The 24978-nt window shown below is 65.9% G+C and carries 23 protein-coding genes; 4 read left to right on the plus strand and 19 right to left on the minus strand.

Annotated features, from left to right (window positions below):
* Positions 1-2: 2 nt before the first annotated feature.
* The 12 genes from trmB to tsaB form a co-directional block, all read right to left on the minus strand.
* The gene (gene trmB / locus ACQR0Z_RS01220; protein WP_434876287.1) at positions 3-737 is read right to left on the minus strand and encodes a tRNA (guanosine(46)-N7)-methyltransferase TrmB; all 735 of its coding nucleotides are present in this window, start codon (positions 735-737) and stop codon (positions 3-5) included.
* A complete protein-coding gene (locus tag ACQR0Z_RS01225; protein ID WP_434917417.1) occupies positions 734-1864 on the minus strand; it encodes a M20 family metallopeptidase in 1131 nt (376 codons plus the stop codon). Before ACQR0Z_RS01225 ends, trmB begins: the two co-directional genes overlap by 4 nt.
* Positions 1865-2175: 311 nt before the next feature.
* Positions 2176-2592 (minus strand): helix-turn-helix domain-containing protein, encoded by a 417-nt coding sequence (locus tag ACQR0Z_RS01230; RefSeq protein ID WP_006615449.1) that lies wholly within the window; start codon positions 2590-2592, stop codon positions 2176-2178.
* Positions 2593-2826: 234 nt separating this feature from the next.
* The gene (gene lnt, locus ACQR0Z_RS01235; RefSeq protein WP_434917418.1) at positions 2827-4437 is read right to left on the minus strand and encodes an apolipoprotein N-acyltransferase; all 1611 of its coding nucleotides are present in this window, start codon (positions 4435-4437) and stop codon (positions 2827-2829) included.
* The gene (locus ACQR0Z_RS01240; protein WP_434917419.1) at positions 4434-5594 is read right to left on the minus strand and encodes a hemolysin family protein; all 1161 of its coding nucleotides are present in this window, start codon (positions 5592-5594) and stop codon (positions 4434-4436) included. Before ACQR0Z_RS01240 ends, lnt begins: the two co-directional genes overlap by 4 nt.
* 2 nt (positions 5595-5596) lie before the next feature.
* Positions 5597-6106, minus strand: a complete 510-nt coding sequence (ybeY, locus tag ACQR0Z_RS01245; RefSeq protein WP_434858076.1) for an rRNA maturation RNase YbeY — start codon at positions 6104-6106, stop codon at positions 5597-5599.
* A 61-nt stretch (positions 6107-6167) separates the two neighbouring features.
* Entirely contained in the window at positions 6168-7145 is a 978-nt protein-coding gene (locus ACQR0Z_RS01250) for a PhoH family protein (protein ID WP_434858077.1), read from the minus strand.
* Positions 7146-7209: 64 nt separating this feature from the next.
* The gene (gene miaB, locus ACQR0Z_RS01255) at positions 7210-8610 is read right to left on the minus strand and encodes a tRNA (N6-isopentenyl adenosine(37)-C2)-methylthiotransferase MiaB (protein ID WP_434917420.1); all 1401 of its coding nucleotides are present in this window, start codon (positions 8608-8610) and stop codon (positions 7210-7212) included.
* A gap of 56 nt (positions 8611-8666) precedes the next feature.
* Entirely contained in the window at positions 8667-9386 is a 720-nt protein-coding gene (locus ACQR0Z_RS01260) for an HAD family hydrolase (protein ID WP_434917421.1), read from the minus strand.
* Positions 9379-9831, minus strand: a complete 453-nt coding sequence (locus ACQR0Z_RS01265) for a Fur family transcriptional regulator (RefSeq protein ID WP_434858080.1) — start codon at positions 9829-9831, stop codon at positions 9379-9381. Before ACQR0Z_RS01265 ends, ACQR0Z_RS01260 begins: the two co-directional genes overlap by 8 nt.
* A 43-nt stretch (positions 9832-9874) precedes the next feature.
* On the minus strand, positions 9875-10357 hold the full coding sequence (gene rimI, locus ACQR0Z_RS01270) for a ribosomal protein S18-alanine N-acetyltransferase (RefSeq protein ID WP_434858081.1): 483 nt from the start codon (positions 10355-10357) through the stop codon (positions 9875-9877).
* Complete coding sequence (gene tsaB / locus ACQR0Z_RS01275; RefSeq protein WP_434917422.1) at positions 10354-11055, minus strand: tRNA (adenosine(37)-N6)-threonylcarbamoyltransferase complex dimerization subunit type 1 TsaB; 702 nt, start codon at positions 11053-11055, stop codon at positions 10354-10356. The genes rimI and tsaB overlap by 4 nt, the downstream gene beginning before the upstream one ends.
* Before the next feature lie 251 nt (positions 11056-11306).
* Here tsaB and ACQR0Z_RS01280 point away from each other — a divergent pair, with 251 nt between their 5' ends.
* Positions 11307-12989, plus strand: coding sequence for a methyl-accepting chemotaxis protein (locus tag ACQR0Z_RS01280; protein WP_434917423.1), 1683 nt, complete (start codon positions 11307-11309; stop codon positions 12987-12989).
* Positions 12990-13074: 85 nt separating this feature from the next.
* On the opposite strand, the gene ACQR0Z_RS01285 is transcribed toward ACQR0Z_RS01280, so the two are convergent.
* From ACQR0Z_RS01285 to murJ, 4 genes are all read right to left on the minus strand, one after another.
* The gene (locus tag ACQR0Z_RS01285) at positions 13075-13644 is read right to left on the minus strand and encodes a NifU family protein (protein ID WP_434917424.1); all 570 of its coding nucleotides are present in this window, start codon (positions 13642-13644) and stop codon (positions 13075-13077) included.
* A gap of 108 nt (positions 13645-13752) precedes the next feature.
* On the minus strand, positions 13753-14247 hold the full coding sequence (locus ACQR0Z_RS01290) for a universal stress protein (protein WP_434858085.1): 495 nt from the start codon (positions 14245-14247) through the stop codon (positions 13753-13755).
* Between the two features lie 212 nt (positions 14248-14459).
* Entirely contained in the window at positions 14460-15512 is a 1053-nt protein-coding gene (gene trpS, locus ACQR0Z_RS01295) for a tryptophan--tRNA ligase (protein WP_434858086.1), read from the minus strand.
* A gap of 48 nt (positions 15513-15560) precedes the next feature.
* Positions 15561-17120, minus strand: coding sequence for a murein biosynthesis integral membrane protein MurJ (gene murJ / locus ACQR0Z_RS01300; RefSeq protein WP_434917998.1), 1560 nt, complete (start codon positions 17118-17120; stop codon positions 15561-15563).
* Positions 17121-17189: 69 nt separating this feature from the next.
* Between murJ and ACQR0Z_RS01305 the strand changes: the two genes are divergently transcribed.
* Positions 17190-18191, plus strand: a complete 1002-nt coding sequence (locus tag ACQR0Z_RS01305) for an adenosine kinase (protein ID WP_434917425.1) — start codon at positions 17190-17192, stop codon at positions 18189-18191.
* A gap of 302 nt (positions 18192-18493) precedes the next feature.
* On the opposite strand, the gene ACQR0Z_RS01310 is transcribed toward ACQR0Z_RS01305, so the two are convergent.
* Positions 18494-19687 carry a serine hydrolase domain-containing protein gene (locus ACQR0Z_RS01310; protein ID WP_434917426.1) on the minus strand — a complete coding sequence of 398 codons (1194 nt, stop codon included), beginning with the start codon at positions 19685-19687 and terminating at the stop codon, positions 18494-18496.
* Between the two features lie 343 nt (positions 19688-20030).
* On the opposite strand from ACQR0Z_RS01310, the gene ACQR0Z_RS01315 reads away from it, so the two are divergent.
* Positions 20031-20351: a hypothetical protein gene (locus ACQR0Z_RS01315; RefSeq protein WP_434858090.1), complete on the plus strand. Its 321-nt coding sequence runs from the start codon at positions 20031-20033 to the stop codon at positions 20349-20351.
* A 166-nt stretch (positions 20352-20517) separates the two neighbouring features.
* Entirely contained in the window at positions 20518-22008 is a 1491-nt protein-coding gene (locus tag ACQR0Z_RS01320; protein WP_434858091.1) for an NAD-dependent succinate-semialdehyde dehydrogenase, read from the plus strand.
* Positions 22009-22030: 22 nt separating this feature from the next.
* Here ACQR0Z_RS01320 and ACQR0Z_RS01325 read toward each other — a convergent pair whose 3' ends face one another.
* Positions 22031-22633 (minus strand): hypothetical protein, encoded by a 603-nt coding sequence (locus ACQR0Z_RS01325; protein WP_434858092.1) that lies wholly within the window; start codon positions 22631-22633, stop codon positions 22031-22033.
* Between the two features lie 135 nt (positions 22634-22768).
* Positions 22769-24970, minus strand: a complete 2202-nt coding sequence (locus ACQR0Z_RS01330) for an SLC26A/SulP transporter family protein (protein ID WP_434917427.1) — start codon at positions 24968-24970, stop codon at positions 22769-22771.
* Between the last annotated feature and the right edge of the window lie 8 nt (positions 24971-24978).

Genomic DNA, 24978 nt, shown 5'->3' on the forward strand with positions numbered 1-24978 from the left:
GTTCAGCGGCGCCGGAAGATCAGGTAGCTGGCGACGCGACCCTCGCGCGTTGCTTTCCGCCCGTAACGCGTCATCGTGTAGTTGGGCCAAGGGAGGCGCCAGTCGTCGGCGCGTTCCGCGGTCCAGACGAAATCGGGCGCGCGGAGCATGTGCCATAGCGTCCAGTCGCAATAGTCGGCGATGTCGCTGACGAAGCGGAATTCGCCACCCGGCTTGAGCGCGCGCGCCATTGCGGCAATCGTCGCATCCTGCACGAAGCGCCGCTTCCAATGCCGCCGCTTCGGCCAGGGATCGGGATGAATCAGGTCGATCCGCTGCAGCGATTGTGCAGGCAGCCAGGCCAGCAGTTCGGCCGCATCGCCCGCGAGCAGCCGGATGTTGCCGATGTTGTCGGCTTCGATCGCGGCGAGGATCTTGGCCATGCCGTTGACGTAGGGCTCGCAGCCGATGAAGCCGGTGGCCGGATGCGCCTTGGCCTCGGCGGCGAGGTGTTCACCGCCGCCGAATCCGATCTCCAGCCGCAGCGCCTCGACCAGCGGATCGTACAGCGTCGGCAGCACGTCATCGGCCGGAGCGGCAAGGTCGAGGGCAAGGTGCGGCAGCAGGTTCTCGACGAGATCCGCCTGGTGCGCGCGCAGCTTGTGGCCTTTGCGCCGGCCGAAGAACGAGCCATGACGATGCATGGCATCGGCGTCGGTGTGATCGTCGTCAACGGGCATGATGTCGGCAGTGCTCATCGCAGGGTCTGATAGAGGCGGTGAAGCAGGCGAGCCCTTGGCTCGATCGACGAGATGTACATCTGCTCGTAATGCGTATGCGCGCCCTTGCCGTCGACGCCGAGGCCATCGAGCGTCGCCGTGAACGGCGCGGTGAAATTGCCGTCGGAGCCGCCGCCCGTGTAGGTGTCGGCGAGTTCGAAGCCGATCTCCTCCGCAAGCGACCTCGCGTGTTCGAACAGCGCCGCGCCGGCATTGCCCTTGACGTAAGGCGGCCGGTTCACCTCGCCTCGGACCTCGACCGTCACGCCCTCGCTACGCGACTTCAGCCCAAGGATCTTGGGCACGATCTCCTCGGCATCCGCCGGGCTCGGCAGCCGCGCGTCGACTTCCGCGAAGGCTTCTTCCGCAATCACGTTCGGACGGGTCCCGCCGCGGACGACGCCGACGTTCACGGTGATGCCGCGCTCGGGATCGTTGAGCGCCTCGAGTGCATGAATGACGTTGGCGAGTTCGCGGATCGCACTGCGTCCATCCTGCGGACGCGCGCCGGCATGGGCCGGCACGCCTTTGATCGCGACGTCGAAGCGCGCCACACCTTTGCGCCCGGTGACGATCTTGCCGCCGTCGCGCGCCGGTTCGGTGACGAGCACATACTTGGCCCTGCGGCCCTCCTCCTCGATCAGCGCGCGCGAGGTCGGGCTTCCGATTTCTTCGTCGGAGACGAACAAATGAGTAATGCCGAGCGGCGATCTCTCGCCGTTGGCGCACAGCTCACGGAAGGCGTGAAAAGCAAGATAGGCGCCGCCTTTCATGTCGTAGATGCCGGGCCCGTAGGCCACGTCGCCGTCGATCGAGAACGGCAGGCGCTGGATGAATCCGATCGGATGCACCGTGTCGAGATGGCTGAGCACGAGGATGCCCGGCGCGTCCTGGCCCCAGCCCGATCGCGCAACCAGGTGGTCGCCGCAGCCATCGCGCCCTGCAATCCGTTCGATGGTCGCATCGAGCCCGCGATAGCCGCTGGCGACCAGATCGGCGAGCCGATTCACCTGGTCTGGCGCCTCGGTCGGTGTCTCGATCTCTACCCACTGGCGGATGCCCTCGAGGATTGTGCAACTATCGAACGGATTGTTGGCGGTGGTCATGTTCTTTGCGAATAGTTTTGCAGGGTTACGAAATGGTAGCGGGTGAGGGCGACCGGCGGGTCCGGCGCAGCCGCCGTTGGCGCGTTCAGAGCGCCACATGTGCACAAAATGACGAAGAGCGCGACAGCATTTCCCGAAGGAGGCCGTCGCGCTCTGTGTCGTGATCCGGACTGTCTATTGGCTCATTCGTCAAGCGAAACGTCGCGTGCCCAAGGCGTCGTTCGCTAGACGTGGTTCAGCTCATGGCCCCCCGAGGCGCTGACATTCATATGAGAGTAACCACGATAGGAATGTCAGCGCCGGCGCATCAGCTAGCCTTCTTCCGGTGCCTCGCGATCTGCAATCTGCTCGACCAGGTCGACGATGCTGCGCCGAAGCTTGGAATCGTGGATCCGCGTGAATGCGCGGGTCAACGCCAGTCCTTCGGAGGTTGCCAGAAAATCAGATACATAGGCGGGGGAAGCGCCCTCGCCGAAAGCCTCACCATTGGTCCCACCACTCGGGACGCCTTCGAACAGGAACGAGACCGGGACCTGCAGAACCTCTGAGATCTGCTGAATCCGGCTGGCGCCGACTCGATTGGTGCCTTTTTCGTACTTCTGTATCTGCTGGAACGTGAGACCGAGAGCCTCACCAAGTTTTTCCTGGCTCATGCCCAACATGATACGGCGCATCCGCACCCGGCTGCCGACATGCTTGTCAACAGGGTTGGGCGCTTTCGTCGACATCTCTCAACTCCTTAGATCAGGGCCTCGGAACGAGGCGGTCGCAGTATGCCTCAGGCGCTCACACCGTCAATTTCAGCTCCCATGTCGTACTAACGAACGAGAGCTGAGTAACGAACTCGACGGTTCATGCTGCCGCGCGAGAATGCGAATTGCAGCAGCTATCTGTCAACACTTGGGGTTTTGCTTGTCAAAAAAAATCTTACGCACCCGGAAAGAATCGAGATCTTGCGATCGTCAGGGAAGCTTTTGAGCAACACGTCTGCGAACGACGGTGCTCAGGGCGAGCACTAACAGGATTGCAGCCGGGATGTCGCTGAGTCGCGCGTAGATCGTCGGCTGCAGCGCAACCGGCAGCATGGAATCGAGCACGCCCTCTGCACCCAGCGGCAATTGCGCGATGATACGGCCAACAGGATCGATCACAGCGGAGACGCCGGTGTTCGCAGATCGAACTAATGGAAGCCCCTGTTCGATCGCGCGCCACTGCGCTTGCTGCAGATGCTGATGAGGACCGGTCGAGATGCCGAACCATCCGTCATTGGTCAGATTGACGATCCAGCCCGGCCGTTCCTCACTCGGGACACTATCACGCGGGAAGATGGCTTCGTAGCAGATCAAAGGAAGAACACGTGGAGCGTGTGGCACGTCCAGGTTGCGTCGTGTTGTCCCAGCAATGAAGCCGCCCTGCACCCGGGTCAGCTGCTCCAGCCCGATCCGTTCGAGCCAGTCCTGGAACGGAAGGAATTCGCCGAAGGGAACCAGATGAAGCTTATCGTAGACTGACAGCACCGTGCCGTCATGATCGATGACATAGATCGAGTTGTAGGCGCGGGTGATGGGACCGTTGCGCGGGCCGTCCGGGGCGCGGACCGAACCGGTGATGAGCACCGTGCCCGGTGACAGCAGGTCGGAAATCTGCGCCATCGCGTCGGCTTCCCGCGTGAGGAAGAACGGGAATGCCGACTCCGGCCAGATCAGCACATTGGTGTCACGCACGCCGGTGGCCTTCGGGCCGGAGGCGCGGTCGGACAGCGTCAGATAGCGCCGCATCACGTCGGCCTTGGCGCCGTAGTTGAATTTGACGTCCTGCTGCAGGTTCGGCTGCATGATCCGCAGCTTGAGGTCGGCGACGAAGGCAGTCGGATGCAATCCCAGCCGGATCGCGCCGAACACGCCCATCAGAACGAGGAGCGCAAATGCTGCGGTTGGCACCCGCCAGCACTCGCGCCAGTCCTTGCCGTCGATCAGGACCGCAGGGCTGGCAAAGATCGCGACCGTGAGGAACGTCATGCCCCAGATCCCGATCAGCGACGCCGATTGCGCCAGCGCCAGCGGCTGAGACAGCGCATAGCCGAATGTGTTCCAGGGAAAGCCGGTCAGGGCGTGACCGCGCAGCCATTCGCTGGCCGTGAGGCACACCGCGAGCGCAGGGATGCGGCTGGAGTCGCGTGTCCAGATCAGGCGCGCCAGGGCAAAGCCTAGGGCGGGAAACAGCGCCAGATAGGCCGGCAGCCCGAGCACGGCGAACGGCATCAGCCAGGCGAAGGTCTGCGCGTCGACCAGGAACGCGTTGCCGATCCAATACAGGCCGGGCACGAAATAGCCCATGCCGAAGCAGAAGCCGGTCAGCGCCGCGGCCGGAATGCCGCGCCGCCGTCCCGCGGCCGCGCCGTCGATCAGCCAGACGAGGACCGGAAAGGTGATCGCGAGCACGGGCCACGCATTGAACGGAGCCATGGCCAGCGACGAGAGGGCGCCGGCTGCGAGCGCAATCGCTGCGCGCTTCCAGCCCCAGGCGAGCACGACACCGAGGGCGAGGCCGCGGAACATGGAAAGGCGGATCACTGGGAGCTCGCTCCGTCATTCTGTGCGGGCGGGCTGGTGTCGTCCTGGCGCGGCGGCGCAGTGCTGTCCGCGGGCTGCGGCGGCTCCGCCGGGGTGCTTGTGTCGGGCAGCGCCTCGCGGCGCCGGCTCTCGCGCGGCGGGCGTGGAGTCGGCCGCTCCCTGCGCGGCGCGATTCTGAGCCGCTTGACGCGGCGCGGATCGGCGTCGAGCACCTCGACCTCGAAATTGCCTGGGCCGGAGATCAGCTCGCCGCGCACCGGCAGCCGGCCGACGTGATTGACGAGATAGCCGCCCAAGGTCTCGACGCCTTCGCCGGCCTCGCCGGTCACGAACTCCTCGCCGATCACCCGGCGCACGTCGTCGAGGCTGGCGCGGGCGTCGGCGATGAAGGCGTTGTCGGCCTGGCGCATGATCGCCGGCGGCTCGTCGCTGTCGTGCTCGTCGTCGATCTCGCCGACGATCTGCTCGACGATGTCCTCGATCGACACCAGTCCGTCGGTGCCGCCATATTCGTCGACCACGAGCGCGAGATGGATGCGCGAGGCCTGCATCTGCGCCAGCAGGTCGATGGCGCGCATCGACGGCGGCACGTAGAGCAGCTTGCGGATGATGTTGGCTTCGAACAGCGGCATCGACAGCTCGACGCTCTTCAGGTCGAGCCCGGCGGGCAGGGGCTTCTTGCGCCGGGCTTTTGCATCGTCGGAGATGCGGGCCTGCGCGGTCATGTAGGCGAGCAGGTCCCGGATGTGCACCATGCCCTCGGGATCGTCGAGCGTGTCGTTGTAGACGACGAGGCGGGAATGCGATGCGCTCTCGAACAGGCTCATCAGCTCGCCGAGCGTGATGTCGCGCCGGACGGCGACGATGTCGGCACGATGCACCATGACGTCGGCGATGCGCCGCTCATGCAGATCGAGGATGTTGCGCAGGAGCGTGCGCTCGACCGCGGAAAAGCCGATGTCGTCGGGCGTCGACGCGTCGAGCACGACCTGCAGATCGTCGCGAACGGAGCCGCCGCCCTTCCAGCCGAACAGGTTGCGCAACGCGCGAAACAGCCAGTTATCGCTGGCCGAGCGGCCGAGCTCGGACGGCGGCACCACGGCCGGCAGATTGCGCGTCTGGCGCGGATTGTCGTGGATGGGCTCGGAATCGGCCATGATCAATTGATCCGTTCCCGGTCGGCATAGGGATCGGGGATGCCGAGATGGGCCAGGATCTCGGTCTCCAGCGCCTCCATCTCCTCGGCTTCGTCGTCCGTTTCGTGATCGTAGCCGATCAGATGCAGGAAGCCGTGCACGGTGAGGTGGCTGAGATGATGCTCGAACGGCTTCTGCTCGTCGGCGGCCTCGCGCCGCATCGTCTCATAGGCGATGGCGATGTCACCGAGCATGCGCGGGGCGTCGTCGTCGCTGCGCGGGCCGGTCGGCTGCAGCGCCGGAAACGACAGCACATTGGTGGGCTTGTCGACCCCGCGCCAATTGCTGTTCAGCGTGCGGATGCCGGCATCGTCCGTCAGCATGACCGCGATCTCGGCGTCGCCGACATCGGCCTCGACCATCTCGGCGGCAGCGAGGATGGCGCGTTGTATGACGTCTTCGGCGTCGGGCTGGTCCTGCCAGCAATCGGCGGCGACAATGACCTCGGTAATGGGAATGGGACTTTGTGGCATCCTGGTCGATATCTGTGCGGATGGCGCTGGAACGACGCGACCATCGGCGTGCTTGCTCTCGTCAGCGGGCTTTCGGGCCCTCATAGGCGGCGACGATGCGTGCCACCAATTCGTGGCGAATGACGTCCTCGCCGGTGAACCTGACCTGCGCGATCCCCTCGACACCGTCGAGCAGGCGCGCGGCCTCGGCCAGTCCCGAGGTCTGGCCGTTCGGCAAATCGACCTGCGAGGGATCGCCGGTGATGATCATACGGCTGTTCTCGCCGAGGCGCGTCAGGAACATCTTCATCTGCATCGATGTCGTGTTCTGCGCTTCGTCGAGAATGATCGCAGCATTGGTCAAAGTGCGGCCGCGCATGAAGGCGAGCGGCGCGATCTCGATCTCGCCGGCCTGCAGCGCGCGCTCGACGACGCGCGCGTCCATCAGGTCGTACAGCGCGTCGTAGATCGGGCGCAGGTAGGGATCGACCTTCTCGCGGAGATCGCCCGGCAGGAAGCCGAGCCGCTCGCCGGCTTCGACGGCGGGGCGCGACAGGATGATGCGATCGACTTCCTTGCGCTCGAACAGCTGTGCGGCATGCGCGACCGCGAGCCAGGTCTTGCCGGTGCCGGCCGGGCCGATGCCGAACACCAGCTCGTGGCGCTTCAGCGCGCGGATGTAGGAATCCTGCGCAGCGGTGCGGGCACGCACCGGGCGCTTGCGCAAATTGATGCTCTCGAACGCGTTCTTCGCATTCTTCGGGTCGAACTCGAACAGCGAGCCCTGCGCGACCACGGCGCGGATTGCGCCATCGACGTCGCCCTGCGACAGATCCTGTCCCTTCACGGCCTGCGCATACAGCGATTCCAGCACGCGGCGCGCGGCGTCGCAGCTGTCGCGAGAGCCGCCGATGGTGATGTGGTTGCCGCGGGAATCGACGACGACGCCGAGCCTTCGCTCGAGCAGCGCGAGGTTCTGGCCGTAGGGGCCGACCAGGGCGGAAGCGGCGCGGTTGTCGTCGAAATCGATGACGACCTGGGTCTCGGGAGGCATGGACATGTCGCGGTCGAACTTGCGGCTGGGAGCGAGGGAAGATGAATCCGATGCGCTCTTGGGCAAGTGCTCAGCCTCCGATGGACATGAGGGATGCGGCGTCGGGTCGGGGTGCGGCGCCGGGCGTGACGAGCTCGCCGAGCAGGCTGTAGCGCTCGAGACTGTCGATGCGCACCGGCAGCACCTGGCCGATGATGTCGTGGGACGCCATCACATGGGCTGGTTGCAGATAGGCCGTGCGTCCGACCAGCTGACCCGGCTTACGCGCGGCGCGTTCGAACAGCACGTCGACGACCGAGCCAATCGCGGCCTTGTTGAAGGCGGCTTGCTGGCTGTCGATCAAGCTCTGGAGGCGCTCCAATCGCTCGTCCATCTCGGTCGCTGACACCATCTCCTGCATGTCCGCCGCCGGGGTGCCCGGACGCGGCGAATATTTGAAAGAATAGGCCGCAGCGTAGCCGATTTGATCGATCAGCGCGAGGGTGGCGCGAAAATCTTCCTCGGTCTCGCCGGGGAACCCGACGATGAAGTCCGAAGAGAATGCAATATCGCTGCGCGCGGAGCGGAAACGGTCGACCACTTTCCTGTAATCAGCCGCGGTGTGCTTGCGATTCATCGCGTCGAGGATGCGATCCGATCCCGACTGCACGGGAAGATGCACGAACGGCATCACCGACCGGAGGTCGCGATGCGCCGCGATCAGGCTGTCGTCGACGTCGTTGGGATGGCTGGTCGAGTAGCGGATGCGCGCCACGCCGGGAATCTCGGCGATCCGGTACAGCAGGTGGCCGAGCGTCCAGGCCCGTCCATCCGGACCGTCGCCGTGGTAGGCATTCACGTTCTGGCCGATCAGCGTGATCTCGCGGACTCCGCTCTCGGTGAGCTGCACGACATCGTCGACGATCCGCGCCACCGGCCGCGACATCTCGCTGCCGCGCGTGTAGGGCACGACGCAGAAGGTGCAGAACTTGTCGCAGCCCTCCTGCACCGTGACGAACGCCGAGACGCCGCGCGCACGAATGGCGTCTCGGCTGGGCTTCGGCAGGAAGCCGAACTTGTCCTCGGCTGGGAATTCCGTGTCGATCGCGCGCTCGCCGCGGCGGGCCTGGGCCAGCAGTTGCGGCAGATGGTGATAGCTCTGCGGGCCGACGACGACGTCGACGGTGGGCGCGCGGGCGATGATCTCGCCGCCTTCCGCCTGCGCCACGCAGCCTGCGACCGCGATCTGCATGGTCCGGCCGGCCTTCGCCGCTTCCTCCTTCGCCACCCTGAGCCGCCCGAGCTCGGAATAGACCTTCTCGGAGGCCTTCTCGCGGATATGGCAGGTGTTCAGGATCACGAGATCGGCGTCGCCGGCCTCGGCGGTCTCGACGAAGCCCTCAGCGCCCAGCGTGTCCACCATGCGCTGGGCATCGTAGACGTTCATCTGGCAGCCATAGGACTTGATGTGCAGCTTGCGCGGCGACGACATGAACCCTTGCATACGGTCGGAGGCGCGCCAATCGCGGCGCCGCGCTCAGATATAGGCTAGGGGGCCGAAAATCCAGCGAGCGAGGCGGCTTTCTCGCCAAGTTGGCTGAGAATCATTGGCAATTGCCGCATATCGTCGAAAACCAGCGTCGCGCCGGCGGCCCTGAGGTCGTCGGCATGGCCTGTCCGGCAGTGGCTGCCGCCATGAAACCCGAGCACCGTCATGCCGGCGGCGACGCCGCCCCGGATACCGGCAATGCTGTCCTCGACGACGACGCAGGCCGCCGGCCGGGCGTTCATCTGCGCGGCCGCGAACAGGAACAGGTCGGGCGCCGGCTTGCCGTTCTCGACCTGGGACGACGAGAAGATGTGCGGCGCGAGCCGGTCATAGAGACGGGTGGCGCCGAGGCTGACGCGCATCCGCTGATGCGAGCCGGAGGAGGCGACGCAGACGGGAATGTCGAGGGCGTCGAGCGCGTCGGTGATCCCCGCCACCGGATGCAGGTCCTGCTCGAAGGCCTGGAACAGCCGCTGCTGCAGCTGGGCGTTGAAATCCTCGGGCAGGCTGCGGCCGAGCTCGGCTTCGACCTCCATCGTCGCCTGCTTCGACGAGCGGCCGAGAAAGCGCGCGAACACCTGCTCCGCCGTGATCGGATAGCCGCACAGGCTGAGCACGTCGGCGTGGGTCTGACAGGAGATCACCTCGCTGTCGACCAGCACACCGTCGCAATCGAAAATGACGAGATCGACGTTCGAAGCCGAAGCGTTGCTAGCCATTCGACTCATCATCGAGCGGCACGCAATACAGCTCGAGCCGGTGGTCGACGAGCTTGTAGCCGAGACGGCGGGCGATCTCCGCCTGCAGCTTCTCGATCTCCTCGGAGGTGAATTCAATCACCTTGCCGTCGCGCAGATTGATCAGGTGGTCGTGATGGCTGTCGCGCATCTGCTCATAGCGCGCGCGGCCTTCGCGGAAATCGTGACGCTCGATGATCCCTGCGTCCTCGAACAGCTTCACCGTGCGATAGACCGTCGAGATCGAGATCTTGTCGTCGACGGCGACGCAGCGGCGGTACAGCTCTTCGACGTCGGGATGATCGGAGGCTTCCGCGAGCACGCGGGCGATCACCCGCCGCTGCTCGGTCATCCGCATGCCGGTTGCGGCACAGCGGGCCTCGATCCCGGTGGAACTGGGCGCTGGCGTGGTTTTCAAGGAGGTCATCGTCTCTCGCCTCAAGGATGCGCTTTCTGCCACCAAGCGCAGGTTACGACAAGTCCCGGCGCATCAGAAGCGCGTTCAACTGTTCTCCGCCAGGTTGAAGGTAATAGCGTTCCCTTCGGCCCACGGTCGAAAATCCGGCGCGTTCATAAAGGCGGCGGGCTGGCTGATTGTTTTCCTCGACTTCGAGGAAAACCGTCCGGACGCCACGACCTGCCAAATGTCCGAGATGCGTCAACAACAGATCACGAGAAAGGCCGCGACCGCGCTGATTTGGGTCAAGGGCCACCGACAAAATCTCGGCCTCGTCGGCGCCGATGCGCGAGACGATGAACCCGATGAGTTTGCGACCGAGTTGCAACCGATGGATCAGCGTGTTGCGCTCCATCAGCATGGTTTCGAACTCACCTTCGCCCCAGCCGCGGTGAAAGGACGCCGCGTGAATCTGCGCGAGCCTGGCGGCGTCGCGCGGCGAGGCCGCCTCGATCGAAGGCTTGGCGCGGCCGAGCCAGCGGAAGAACATGTTCATGACGACAAAGCGGTCTGCGCCGGTTGCTGGACCGCTGTCGCCGGCGGCTTGACGTCAGGCGCGCGCAAGTAGAACGGCCGCGCCGGCGCCTGCGCGGGGTCTGCCGCCGCACCCAGCCACGCGACCCAGACGATGTCGGGTCCGCTTTGGGTGTCGACCGCGACAGGCGCGCCGATCTCCGCGGGCCAGCGGCCGGCAAGGATCGCGGCCGCATTGCCGACGAGATGCGGCGCGCCGTGGCGTGCCGCCGCGAGCACGTCGTCGATCGCGGCGACCTGCGGCGGCACCAGCTCCTCGCCGCTGCCGCTGACGACCTGGTAGTAGACATGTTCATGCCGGGCATCGATCGCCGAGATCACCGGGCTCGCGCCGTCCTCGCTCACCACCGGCGCGGCATAGGCCGACAGTGTCGTGACGCCGACCACCGGCTTGTGAGCCGCGAGCCCGATGCCGCGCGCGGCCGAGAGCCCGACGCGCAGGCCCGTGAAACTGCCGGGGCCGGTCGTGACCGCGATGCGGTCGAGATCGGCAAAGCCGATGCCGGACTGCTGCATCACGCGCGCGAGCAGCGGCATCAGCGCTTCGGCATGGCCGCGCTTCATCGGCAGCGTCTCCTGCGCGATCATCTCGGCCGAATCAGTGTTGAGGACGCCGGCGGCGCAATGGTCGAGGGCAGTATCGATGGCGAGGATCAACATCCGGTCAGGTTCGCAGTCAGAGAGCGCCGAATACCTTTTTCGGTATTTTGATAAAGTCAGTTGCCGTCTTCTTACATCCTGATCAGGAAAAACGCATCACGCGGCAACCACCGAGCAGGTAAACTACTGAATTGGCAATCATTTAAGCAAATCTTTCCGGGCATGTGGGAGTTGTCCCCTGCAGAGATTGCGACGGCTGGCGCGCGACCCTTCGGGCGGCGCTGCCCCGCATCCCGAAAAGAGGATCTTCCATGTCATTCTGGTCAGGCAGCTCGGCGTCGCGCGATGCGATGGCTCAGGTCGAGGCGATCAACCGCTCGCAGGCCGTGATCGAATTCGGCACCGACGGCACGATCATCACCGCCAACAAGAACTTCCTCGACGCGATGGGCTATACGCTGGACGAGATCAAGGGCAAGCACCACCGGATGTTCGTTGCGCCGCAGCTGCGCGACAGCGCTGAGTATCAGGCGTTCTGGGCCGACCTGAAAGGCGGCAAGTTCCGCTCCGGCGAGTACAAGCGTTTCGGCAAGGGCCAGCGGCCGGTCTGGATCCACGCGAGCTACAATCCGGTGCTCGATGGCGGCAAGCCGGTCAAGATCATCAAGTTCGCCGCCGACATCACGGCGCAGAAGATGCGCAGCATCGAGGATGCCGGGAAGATCGCGGCGATCGGGCGGGTGCAGGCGGTCATCGAGTTCAATCTCGACGGCACGATCATCGATGCCAACGACCAGTTCCTCGGCGCGATGGGCTATACGCTCGCCGAGATCAAGGGCCGCCACCACAGCATGTTCGTGCTGCCGGGTGACCGCGACAGCGCCGCCTACAAGGAGTTCTGGGCCAGCCTCAATCGCGGCGAGTTTCGTTCCGGCGAGTACAAGCGTTGCGGCAAGGACGGGCGCGAGGTCTGGATTCTCGCCTCCTACAATCCGATCCTCGATGACGATGGACGGCCGTTCAAGGTGGTGAAATATGCCTCCGACGTCACGCAGCAGAAGCTGGTGGCCGCCGATTTCGCCGGCCAAATCGCCGCCATCCGAAAATCCCAGGCGGTGATCGAATTCGATCTCAACGGTCTCGTGCTCGACGCCAACGACAATTTCCTCAGGACGCTCGGCTACTCGCTGGCCGAGATCAAGGGGCAGCACCACCGCATGTTCATGCCGCCGGGCATGAGCGACAGCGCCGACTATCGCGAGTTCTGGGCCGCGCTGGGCCGCGGCGAGTTCCAGATGGGCGAATACGAACGCGCCGCAAAGGGCGGACGGCAGGTCTGGATCCAGGCCACCTACAACCCGATCAAGGACCTCAACGGCAAGCCGTTCAAGATCGTGAAATTCGCCACCGACGTCACCTCCCAGGTGATCACTCGCATGAAGGGCGACAAGGTACGCAGCATGATGGAGCATGTCGCCGCCGGCGCCGAGCAGCTCAATTCCTCGGTGCAGCAGATCGCCGATGCGATGGCCAAGTCCAAGGAGACCGCGACGGCCGCGGTGACGCGCGTCGAGGACGCCGACCAGCAGGCCAAGCGGCTATCCTCGGCGGCGGGGTCGATGAGCAGCATCGTCGAGCTGATCGGCAACATCACCGGCCAGATCAACCTTTTGGCGCTCAATGCGACGATCGAGTCGGCGCGCGCGGGCGAAGCCGGTCGCGGCTTCGCCGTCGTCGCCGGCGAGGTGAAGAACCTCGCCAACCAGGCCAAGCAGGCCACCGACCGCATCGGTAGCGAGATCGGCAATCTCAACGGCATTTCGTCCGATGTCGTCGGGGCGCTGGACGCGATCAAGGCCGCGATCCAGAGCGTTGATCACTACGTGTCGTCGACGGCGCAGGCGGTGGGCGAGCAGAGCACCGTCACCGGCGAGATGTCATCGAGCATGCGACAGGCGGCGGCCGAGGCCGCCACCATCGGCAAGGCGGCGTGAGACGGGCACGAATAGCGAATGGCAGTAGCGAATAGAAGCGAGACGAATCCCTATTCGCTACTCGCTATTCGCCACTCGCCTCTTCTCACATCGGACGGACTTCGACCACTTCCGGCACGAAGTGCTTCAGCAGGTTCTGGATGCCGTGCTGCAGGGTCGCGGTCGATGACGGGCAGCCGGCGCAGGAGCCCTTCATGTTGAGATAGACGATGCCGTCCTTGAAGCCGCGGAAGGTGATGTCGCCGCCATCATTGGCGACCGCCGGGCGGACGCGGCTCTCGATCAGGTCCTTGATCATGCCGACGGTCTCGGTGTCGGCCTCGTCGAAGAACTCGTCATCCTCGTCGGCGGAGGCATCATTCTCGGCGCTGCCGTCGGCGATCAGCGGCGCGCCCGACATGTAGTGCTCCATGATCGCGCCGAGGATGGCCGGCTTGAGATGCTGCCACTCGCCGTCGCTCTTGGTCACGGTGATGAAGTCGGCGCCGTAGAACACGCCGGTCACGCCGTCGACGGCGAACAGGCGCTCGGCCAGCGGCGACCGCGTGGCGGCGTCGCGGCTCGCAAACTCCATCGTGCCCGTGGGCAGCACGACGCGGCCCGGGATGAACTTCAAGGTGGCGGGATTGGGGGTGGCTTCGGTCTGGATGAACATGATTTTCTCCGGCAGCGCCGGTTCAAGGCCGGCCTGTGGTGTCGTCATAGCAGATGGCAAGGCGGCGCGCACGATCAAGAGGGCGATGTCCGCGTTCCCGCGCCAACCCTATGAAAGAGCGTCGATATCGGCGTCGTCGAGGTCGCCGGGGACGATCACCAGCGGGATCGGGAAGGCGCCGCTGGTCTTGGTGACGTGGGTCACCAGCGGCCCCGGGCCTTCCGGGCCGGAATGGGCCGCGAGCACCAGCAGCGCGATGTCGCTGTCATGCTCGATCGTGGCCAGGATCTGTTCGGTCGGTTCGCCCTCGCGGATGACCCGCTCCGGCGCGGCCACGCCGAGCGTTGCAAGCAGCGCCGCCGCCTGATCCAGCTCGGCATTGGCCTCATCCTGGGCCTCGGCCCGCATGAGGTCGGCGACCCCCAGCCATTGCTGGTTCTGGTCCTCGGTCTCGATCACGTGCAGCATCACGATGCGGCCGCCGGACCGGACGGCCCAGCGTCCGGCATAGCGGATGGCGCGATTCCATTCCTCGCTGTCGTCGACGACGACGAGGCATTTCGGCGCGTGGCCGGTCTGGTAGCTCTGCCGCTGCACCGCCATGCTCGGTCCCGCCTGCTGTGCGAGTCGAAGGGGACGTTATGCTGCCACAGCCCGCCTCGGTTGGGGAGAGGGGCCGCAGGTTCCATCTGACGTTGGGGACATGTTGTGCGCGCTGACCTTGCGGGTTCAGCGCAGTGCGTTGCCGCAAAACAATCGGTGGTGCGACTCTGTAGCCCGGATGTCGCTTGCTCATCCGGGCTGCGGCTGCCCGATCAGCGCTTGCGAATGAAGCCGACGATGTCCTTGGCCGTCTTCATGGTCTCCGCGGCGATGGACTGGGCACGCTCACCGCCGTCGACCAGCACCGAGTCCACATAGCCCGGGTCGGCCGTCAGCCGCTTCATCTCGGCGGCGATCGGCCCGAGCTTGGTGACGCACAGCTCGACCAGCGCATTCTTGAAGCTGGAGAACTGGCCGCCGCCGAAGTCGCGCAGCACGTCCGCCTTGCTGCGGTCCGACAGCGCAGCATAGATGCCGACGAGGTTGTCGGCTTCGGGCCGCGTCTCCAGGCCTTTCTCCTCGGTCGGCAGCGGCTCGGGATCAGTCTTCGCCTTGCGTACCTTCTGCGCGATCGTGTCGGCATCGTCGGTCAGGTTGATGCGCGAGTAATCCGAGGCATCGGACTTCGACATCTTTTTGGTGCCGTCGCGCAGCGACATCACCCGCGTCGCCGGGCCGGTGATGAACGGCTCGGGCAGCGGGAAGAACAGGCCGTCGCCGAAACCTTGCGCCCGGATCGCGTCGCCGAAATCATTGTTGAACTTCTGCGCGATGTCGCGCGAGAGCTCGAGATGCTGCTTCTGGTCCTCGCCGACCGGAACATGGGTCGCGCGGTAGAGCAGGATGTCGGCGGCCATCAGCACCGGATAGTCGTACAAACCCACCGATGCATTCTCGCGATCCTTGCCGGCCTTCTCCTTGAACTGCGTCATGCGGTTCAGCCAGCCGATGCGCGCGACGCAGTTGAAGATCCAGGCGAGCTCGGCATGGCCGGAGACCTGGCTCTGGTTGAACACGATGTGCTTCTTCGGATCGATGCCGGCCGCAATGAACGCGGCGGTCACCTCGCGGGTGTTGCGCGCCAGCTCCGCCGGGCCGCCCCAGACGTCGACCGGCATCGTGATCGCGTGCATGTCGACGACGCAATAGATGCAGTTGTGCGTCTCCTGCATCTTCACGAAGTTGACGATCGCGCCGAGATAGTTGCCGAGATGCAGGTTGCCGGTCGGCTGGACGCCCGAGAAAACCCGTTCCACGAAGGCCATGGTCACTGTTCCGGATGATGGATTTGGGCGTCGTTTGGCACGAGCGCCTCAAACGTGCAAGTCGCGCGCGGGCTTTTGCCGGAGCGCCCGGACGGTTTCGCGCCAGTCGACGAGGCCAAAGGCGAGGAGCAGCGCCGCATAGAGGACCACGGCGCCCGCAATCAGGGCCAGCAGCACGACCGCCGCGCCGAGATGATGTCCGCCGGTGGCGCCGAGCACAGGTGACGAAACTCCCCAGAGCGCGCCTGCCATGATTGCCGCCGCGAGCGCGATCCGCGGCAGGCGGCGCCAGCTTTCCGGGCGGACGGAAAACCCGAACTGCGCGGCGCCGCGCCGAAGCAGCACGGCGGCATTGGCCCAGGCGCCGAGCGCAAGGCCCGCGGCAATGCCGGGGACGCCGAAGGATTGGCTGAGCAGGAAGGCCAGTGCGATCGCCACGCCGCATCCGATCAAGGTCGCGCGCAGCGGCGTCTGGGTGTTCTCGCGCGCGAAAAAGGCGGGCTGCAGCGCCTTGGTCAGCACTTGCGCGGGAAGAGCGGCCGCGAGCCACGTCAGCACCTGCGCCGTCGCCTTAGCATCATCGGCGGTGAACGCGCCGTGTTCGAACAGCAAACGGACGACCGGCTCGTTCAGGATCATCAGCCCGAGGCTCGCCGGCAGTGCGAGCCCGATCGTCAACTCGAGACCGCGCGACTGCACCTCCGACAGCGCCTGCCGATTGCCGGACTGCAAGGCGCGCGTCAGCTCCGGCACCAGCACGACGCCCATGGCGACGCCGACGAGGCCGAGCGGCAGTTCGACGAGGCGGTTGGCGAAATACAGCCATGACACCGCCGACGGCGAGGTCGAGGCGACGATCGCGCCGCCCACCGCCAGCAATTGCGGCCCGGCGCTCGCGACCATGCCGGGCAGCGCCTTGGCGAAGAAGCCGCGCATTTCGGCATCGAGCGTCACGCGCATCGGCGAGGCGATGCGGCTGCCGCGCTTGCGTTGCGCCAGCATCGCGAGCTGCAGCAGGCCGGCGGCGCCGATCGTCGCGGCGAGCAGCAGCGCGCCCTGCGACGGATCCGGATGTTGCATCAGCAGCACGATCGTCATCGCGATCAGCGCGACGTTGAACAACAGCGGTGCGAAGGCAGCGAGCGCGAAATGCCCCTGCGCGCTCGACAGCGCCAGCAACACCGTCGAAGGCCCTGCGAAGGCGAGATAGGGCAGCATCAGTCTTGCGTCGTTGACGGCGAGAGTGAGTGTCTCGTCACCGGCGAAGCCAGGCACGAGCACTGTCATTGCGAACGGCATCAGCACAGCCAGCGCGATGGTTGCGATCAGCAGGCCGGTGCTGACGGTGCCGAGCACGCGGCCGGCAAAAGCTGCCGCCTGGGTCGCGCCTGATTGCTGGTATATCCGCAACCACATCGGCACCAGCGCTGCGTTGAGCGCGCCCTCCGTGAGCAATCGCCGGATGACGTTGACGAGCTGAAACGCCGCGAGAAATGCGTCCGCGACCGGGCCTGCGCCGAGCAGCGCGGCCATCAACGCGTCCCTGACGAAGCCGAGGAGACGCGAGGCGAGTGTTCCTGACAACACAGTCACGAATGAGCGGATCATCAGGCTTCTATAGCAGCGCCGCTTGTGATAGGCCGCAGCGTTTGCAAACGCCGTAAACGGGGCCAGTGGATGACTGACGCGAAATACGATGTTCTCGGGATCGGCAACGCGATTTTCGACGTGCTGGTACAGACCGATGAGGCCTTTCTCGCCAAGCATGGCATGACGAAAGGCAGCATGGCGCTGATCGACGAGGGCCGCGCGGCCGCCATCTATGCCGATATGGGTCCGGCGACCGAGATGTCCGGCGGGTCGGGCGCCAATACCATCGTGGGCCTGGCGAGCCTCGGCGCCCGTGCCGCTTATGTGGGCAAGGTCAAGAGCGACCAGATCGGGCGCATGTACACCCACGATATCCGTGCCGCCGGCGTCACCTTCGATACCGCGCCGGCAGCCGACGGCCCGGCCACCGGCTGCTCCTACATCCTGGTGACGGCAGATGGCGAGCGCACCATGAATACCTATCTCGGCGCGGCCCAGAACCTCACCGTCGCGGACATCGATCCCGCTCAGATTGCGGCGGCGCGTATCGTCTATCTCGAAGGTTATCTGTGGGACCCCAAGGACGCCAAGGATGCGTTCGTCAAGGCGGCGACGATCGCGCATGACGCCGGACGCGAGGTCGCGCTGACCTTGTCGGATGCGTTCTGCGTCGATCGCTATCGCGAAGAGTTCCTCGACCTGATGCGCGGCGGCACCGTGGATCTCGTCTTCGCCAATGAGGCCGAGCTGCATTCGCTGTACCAGACATCCGATTTCGACAGCGCGCTGAAGCAGCTGCGCGAGGATGCCACGCTCGGCATCGTCACCCGCAGCGACAAGGGCTGCGTCGTGGTGTCGAACGACGGCGTGATCGCGGTGCCGGCGCATCCGATCGAGACGCTGGTGGATACGACCGGCGCCGGCGACCTGTTCGCCGCGGGCTTCCTGTTCGGGCTGGTGCGCAAGACCGGCTACGAGATCGCCGGCAAGCTCGGCGGCCTCGCCGCCGCGGAGGTGATCCAGCACATCGGCGCCCGGCCGCAGGTGTCGCTGAAGGATCTGGCGGCGCAGAACGGGTTGAAGGTTTAAATCTCATCTAATCGAACGTCGGCGTCCTTCACCTTACGCGGTGCCTCTTAACCTCTCCCCGCGTGCGGGGAGAGGTCGGATCGCATCGCCAGATGCGATCCGGGTGAGGGGGGCTTTCCGCACGGTCGGTGGGTGTGGCTGCCCCTCACCCCAACCCTCTCCCCGTGAAGGACGGGGAGAGGGGGCGCGCCGGTCGTGCGGCGGACCGTGTCGTTCTCGGAACGTCAACTTAGTTTATATCGCCTCGTGTGTGGAGGCGCAGTGATCCCGCGATCACTCGCCTCCGCACGCCCCTCAGCTCACTACGCCGCCTTCTGCCCGCCCGCGGCGTCCAGCTCTGCATACACCCCGCGCTCGAAGCCGGCGAATGTCTCCAGGCACAGCCGGTCCGCGAATGGCAGCAGCTGCATCAGGATCACGCCGGTGACGTCGCGCGCCGGATCGATCCAGTAGTAGGTGTTGGCGAGGCCGGCCCAGGCGAGGCTGCCGGCGCTGCGGCCTTCCGGCGTCTGCGCCGTCGTGATCATGAAGCTCAGGCCCCACTTCTTCACGATGTCCGGGTAGAGGTCGACGTCGTTGGTCACGCCGGGCACGGCGGCGGCCATCTTGGTCATCTCCAGCTCGCCGATGTGATTGTCGCGCATCGCCGCGACGGTCTCGGGCTTCAGCACCTGGTTGCCATTACCGCGGCCATTGTTGAGGATCATCCGGGTGAAACGGATGTAGTCGCCGGCCGTGCCATACAGCCCGCCGCCGCCCATGTGGAATTCCGGCTCCTGCTCGATCTCGAACGGGATCGGCGCAAGCGCGCCGTCCTCGCCGCGCGCATGCATGCCGACCAGCCGCGACCGCTGCGACGGGCCGAGCTTGAAGCCGGTATCGTTCATGCCGAGCGGCGCGAACAGATGGTCGCGCAGGTAGGCATCGAGCGTCTGGCCGCTCGCGGCCTCCACCGCCTTGCCGACGAAGTCGATGTTGATGCCATATTCCCAGCGCGTGCCCGGATCAGAGGCGAGCGGCAGCTTCAGTGCGTCGTTCTTGCAGGTAATGATCCCGGGCGTGCCAGCCTTCTGCACATAGGCCGCCATGTCGCCGTTCCACATATCATAGCAGAAGCCGGCGGTGTGGGTCATGAGATGGCGCAAGGTGATCGCGGTCTTGGCCGGCCGCAGGATCGGCTCGCCATTCGCATCGAAGCCGTCGAGCACCTTGGGCGCGGCGAGGTCGGGCAGCACCGCGCCGATCGGCGCGTCCAGCGACAGCTTGCCCTGCTCGACCAGCTGCATGCCGGCGGCGCAGGTGATCGCCTTGGTCATCGAGGCGATCCAGAACACGCTGTCGGTGGTCATCGGTTCGTCGCGGCCGAGATCGCGCTTGCCGAACGCGCCTTCGTAGATCACGCCGCTGCTGTCGGCCGCCATGGCGACGACCCCTGGTATCTCGCCCGCGTCCGCCCTCTGGCGCAGCACGCCATCGATATTCGTCTTGCTCAGCATGGTGTCCTCCGTTCCGCTCTTATTGGCGGTACCGAATTGTTCCCCGGTCGGCGTTGAGCAGCAAGAACCCGCAGGGACGCAGCTGATCGCGATCTCGTGATGATGCGGCGCGATCACAGGCCTTGGGGGACTTGTTCGTTCAATCGGCCACAGCGCTTCAAATTGTTCAGAGAATCATGATTAGTTCCATGAGGTCGCTGGTCCGACACATAGGCGCCATGTTCCCGCCGCGGGCTTGGGACTGTTGTGAGTTGCAACCATTTCTGCATTAAAGGGTTCAAGAACCGGCCTTTTCCGGCCGGACACACGTGTTTTGGCGGCAACGTCCGCCGTTGGGGGCGATATGATTTCGACTTGGAGCGAGTGGAAGCGGTATCCGCGGCCGGGCCGCGGTGACAATATCGAGGCACCGATCACGCCTGGGATCTACGAGGTCCGCATTGCCGCCACTGGCGCGCTGTATTCATTCGGCGCGGTGGACAATGTGGCGCAGGCGCTGGCGCTGCTGCCCGTGGGGCAGAAATCCTGGTTCGGCCGCCGTGATCCCGCGGCTTTGCCCGATCTCGAATACCGGACCTGCGCGACCTCGACCAAGGCCGACGCCAAGGCCGCGGCGGAGCGGATGATCGGCCGTCGTGAGACCTACATGAGCGGCGCGGCCTAAGGCCCGCTCTGCGCGGTGCCACTTCGTTGAGCACCGCCTTTGGTGCCGTCAAGGCACGGTTGGCCCGGTCGAATGTACCGGTCCCGAGGCGCACGCGCGGTGCGCCTATGGCCGGCGGTGGCTATATTCGAATGCGACAGAACGATCGCTTCGAGGGAGCCGCCAGATGACATCGACCGCCACCGCCCGCGTATCCGCCACCGCCAGCCTGCGCGACCGCCTGAAGGATCCGTCGCTGCTGCGTGAGCAGTGCTACATCGACGGCGCCTGGGTTGGTACGCCGGTGTTCCCGGTCGTCAATCCCGCCACCGGTGTCGAGCTCGCCAAGGTCGCCCAGCTCGGCGCCGCCGAGACGACGCAGGCCGTCGAGGCCGCCGCGCGCGCCTTCCCGCTATGGGCCAGGCAGACCGCCAAGCAGCGCTCCAACATCCTGCGCAAATGGTTCGAGCTGATCGCGGCCAACCGCGAGGATCTCGCGCTGATCCTGACCTCGGAGCAGGGCAAGCCGCTGGCGGAAGCGCTCGGCGAGGTCGATATCGGCGCCGCCTACATCGAGTTCTTCGCCGAGGAGGCGCGCCGCGTCTATGGCGAGACCATCCCGACGCAGAAGCCGGACGCGCGCCTGCTGGCGCTGAAGCAGCCGATCGGCGTCTGCGGCGCGATCACGCCGTGGAATTTCCCGAACTCGATGATCACCCGCAAGGTGTCGCCGGCGCTCGCCGCCGGCTGTACCGTGGTGCTCAAGCCCGCGAATGAGACGCCGCTGTCGGCGCTGGCCTTGGCTGTTCTGGCCGAGCGCGCCGGGATTCCGAAGGGTGCACTCAACATCATCACCGGCGACGCGCCGCCGATCGGCAAGGTGCTGTGCGAGCATCCGGCGGTGCGTTTCGTCGGCTTCACCGGCTCGACCGAGGTCGGCAAGATCCTGTATCGGCAGTCCGCCGGTACGGTGAAGAAGCTCGGCCTCGAGCTCGGCGGCAACGCGCCGTTCGTGGTGTTCGACGATGCCGATGTCGATGCGGCGGTCGAAGGCGCTGTTGTCTCGAAGTACCGCAACATGGGCCAGACCTGCGTCTGCGCCAACAGGCTCTATGCGCAGGATGGCATCTACGACGCCTTCGTCGAGAAGCTCGCTGCCAAGGTCGCGGCGATGAAGATCGGCGAGGGCACCGAGGCCGGCGTTGTGCAGGGGCCGCTGATCAACGCCGAGGCGGTCGAGAAGGTCGAGCGCCACATCGCCGATGCGGTGAAGGGCGGCGCCAAGGTCGTCACCGGCGGCAAGCGCCATGCGCTCGGCCGCACCTTCTTCGAGCCGACCGTGCTGCGCGACGTCAAGGCGGACGCGCTGGTGGCGCATGAGGAGACCTTCGGCCCGCTCGCGCCCGTCATCCGCTTCAAGGACGAGGCCGACGTGATCGCGATGTGCAACGCCTCGCCGTTCGGTCTCGCGTCCTACTTCTACGCCCGCGACCTCGGCCGCGTCTGGCGCGTCGCGGAGGCGCTGGAATCGGGCATGGTCGGCGTCAACACCGGTCTCATCACCACCGAGGTGGCGCCGTTCGGCGGCGTCAAGGAGAGCGGCCTCGGGCGCGAAGGCTCGCACCACGGCATCGAGGAATATCTCGAGATCAAATATGTGATGATGGCCGGGGTGTAAGCCCCGGCCCGCCGGCCGGCCGCTAAACGGCCGAGGGCAGCTTGTTGACCGGGACGGAGTAGGACTTGTTGCCGAGCTGGTAGATGACCGTCCCGCTCTTGCCGTCCTTGGTCGAGAGTTGCGTCTGCTCGAACATGATGACGTCGTTGTAGACGAGGCCGGTGCCCGTGCGGGTGATGCCGTTATTGGTCACGCTGACCTGCGCCTGCTTGCCGTTGACCGACAGCACGCGGAAGCTCGCGCTCATGCCGTTGTCGCCGGAATAGCCTGCCCAGCTGCCGGCGAGATTGCTTTCGCTGGCGGGCGGCGCCTGCTTCTCCAGCACGGCGCTGGCCTTGCCGCCGCCGGCCGAGAACAGCAGCACCGCGTTCTTGCCGTTCTTGGTGCCGAGCGTGACCGCGCCGAAATCGATCGTGGAGCCGTTGACCTGGCCGATGCCGCGTTCGGTGCGGCCATTGTGGGTGTATTCCACCGTGGCCGCCGCGCCTCTGATGTTCACGACCTTGAAGCTCACGGCCTGGCCGTTGGCGGTCCAACTGCCCTTCCACTCGCCGAGCAGGTTGCTCTGCCGATAGACCCGCTCCATCGCGGGCGAGATGTAGCTCGTGCTGGAGACGACGGCCATGGGCTCGACTGAAGCGCGCGAACGCTTCCTTTCCTCATGTTTCAGAACGTGACAATCGATGTCCTCCGAGCCGTACGCCCGCCCGGTTACCAGGGCGTTAATTCCGGGGGGTGACGGGGATCGCGGCGCGATGACCTATCGTCGCAGCACGGCGATGGTGCGGTTGGCGAAGCTCAGCCGCTCCGCCATGATCGTCACGAAATAGGTGAGAAGCTTCTGCGCCAGCGCCGGATGCTCGCGCGTGATCGCCTCGAAGCGCGGGATGGTCAGCTCATACAGCACGCTGTCGGTCTCGGCCTGAATCGTGGCGCTGCGCGGCGTGTGCGCCACCAGGCCCATCTCGCCGATCGTGGTGTAGCGGCCGAGGCTGCGCACCCGCGTGGTGCCGCCGTGCTCGGCCGGCACCATGATCCCGACGCGGCCGTCGAGGATGAAATGCATCGAGGCGGCGGCGTCGCCGGCGCGGACGATCGTCGTGCCCGCCGCCACATCGAGCCGTTCGCAGCGGCTCATCAGCTCCTCGGCATCATCGTCGCTGCCGAGCATGCGGGCGAACCAGTCGCGCAGCGAGGCCTCGTCCTGGGCGTGCTCCTGGTGGCGCGCGATGATCGCGTTCTCGCACCATTCGAGCGCATGATCGAGCTCCGGCGCCACCGAGACCTCCTTGCTGATGAACTCGCTGGCGCGCAGCGCGCGTGCCACCGCCGGCGACAGATGCACCAGCACCAGGCGGATGTCGCGCTCCTCGGCGAGGCGCTTGATCTGCGCGAAGCTGTAGGCGGCCGACGAGTCCATGCCGGTGACGAGCTTGAAGTCGAACACCAGGAAGCGGCACTCCGGTCGCCGCGACAGCAAGGCCTTGACCTGCTGGTAGAGCCGGTTGGCCGAGCCGAAGAACAGGTAGCTCTGCAGGTTCAATCCCTGGATCTCGCGGCCATGCGCCGACAGCACCGCCTGGTCGTCGCGCGAGCGATCGAGCGAGGAACGATATTCGCTGCCGTCGAAGGCGAATTTCACGGCATTGATCCGCGCCGCGCTCAGCGCAAAGGCGGCGCAGCCGATCACGACGCCAATCAGGATGCCGGCGATGAAGCCCCAGGCCAGGATGATCGCGATGATCAGCAGCAGCGAGGCATAGTCGGTCCTCGACAGCCGCCGCCGCGACTGCACCGCCCATTTGTGCAGCGTATCCGCGCCGAGATACAGCAGCAGCCCGCCGAGCACGAATTTCGGCATGTAGCCGAGCAGCGGCTGCGCCAGGGCCAGCATCAGCAGCGAGATGAAGGCGACGGTGAGGCCGGAGATCCGGCCAGAGCCGCCGGCCTTCACGTTGAGCACGGTGCGGCTGATCGAGATGCAGCCGGTATAGCCGCCGAGCGCGCCGGCCAGCGCGTTGGCGACGCCGGTCACCGCGAGCTCGCGCTCGATATTGGTCTCGTGATGGGTCGCGACCTCGATGCCCGCGGTGTTGAATAGCGTGCTCGCCGCGGTGACGAACACGACGGCGACGAGATTGCCGGCGACGTCGGGCAGCGCCGCCCAGGGGTAGCTGCCGAGCTCCGCCGCCGTCCACGGCCACACCAGCGCGACATGCGGCGGCGGCTGGAACGTCCAGCCCATCGTCTGCGCATCGGCCGGGCTGATACCGGAGAGCCAGAAGCCGAGATGCGCGGCGACCGTGCCGCTGACCAGGATCACCGGCAGGCCGAACGGATTGCGAGAGCGGTGCCACGTCAGATAGAGCAGCAGCGCCATCGCCGCCGCGGCGGCGAGCTCGTAGGCGGCCTGCGCGTGCGCCAACGTCGACAAGGTCGAGAGCTGCGGCCGCTGTCCGGTGATCACGCCGACCGCGCCGATCACGATCAGCGCGCCGGTGGCGCCGAGAAAGCCGCCGACCACGGGGTAGGGCACGTAGCGGATGGCGCGGCCGAGCCGGCTCATGCCGCAGGCCCACAGCACCAGCCCGGTGACGAGGCTGGTCAGCCCGAGCGTGATGACGACCGGCATCAGCAGTGGCGCCGCCGGATCGGTCGCGACCAGCCGCTCCACCAGCGAGCCGGCGAGAATGGCGGTCACGGCGGCGGTCGAACTGTCCGGCGCGCCGATCGCAAATGGCAGCGAGCTCGCGAGCGCCAGCACCAGGGCTATGACGGCCGAGACCGCGAAGGTGATGCCGATGCCCTGGCCAAGATGCGGTGCGAGCGGGCCTGCGAAGATCAGCAGCGCATAGGACAGGCCGTAGGTGACGCTCAGGACGCTGGCAGCCGATCCGCCGAGAACGTCATCGAAGCCGCGCCGCGCGAGCGGGCCGCTGCGGGCTGAAAGAGAATTGTCCACGTTCGAAT

Origin of the sequence: Bradyrhizobium sp. HKCCYLS3077 (genome assembly GCF_051167555.1) — a bacterium.
Lineage (GTDB): Bacteria > Pseudomonadota > Alphaproteobacteria > Rhizobiales > Xanthobacteraceae > Bradyrhizobium.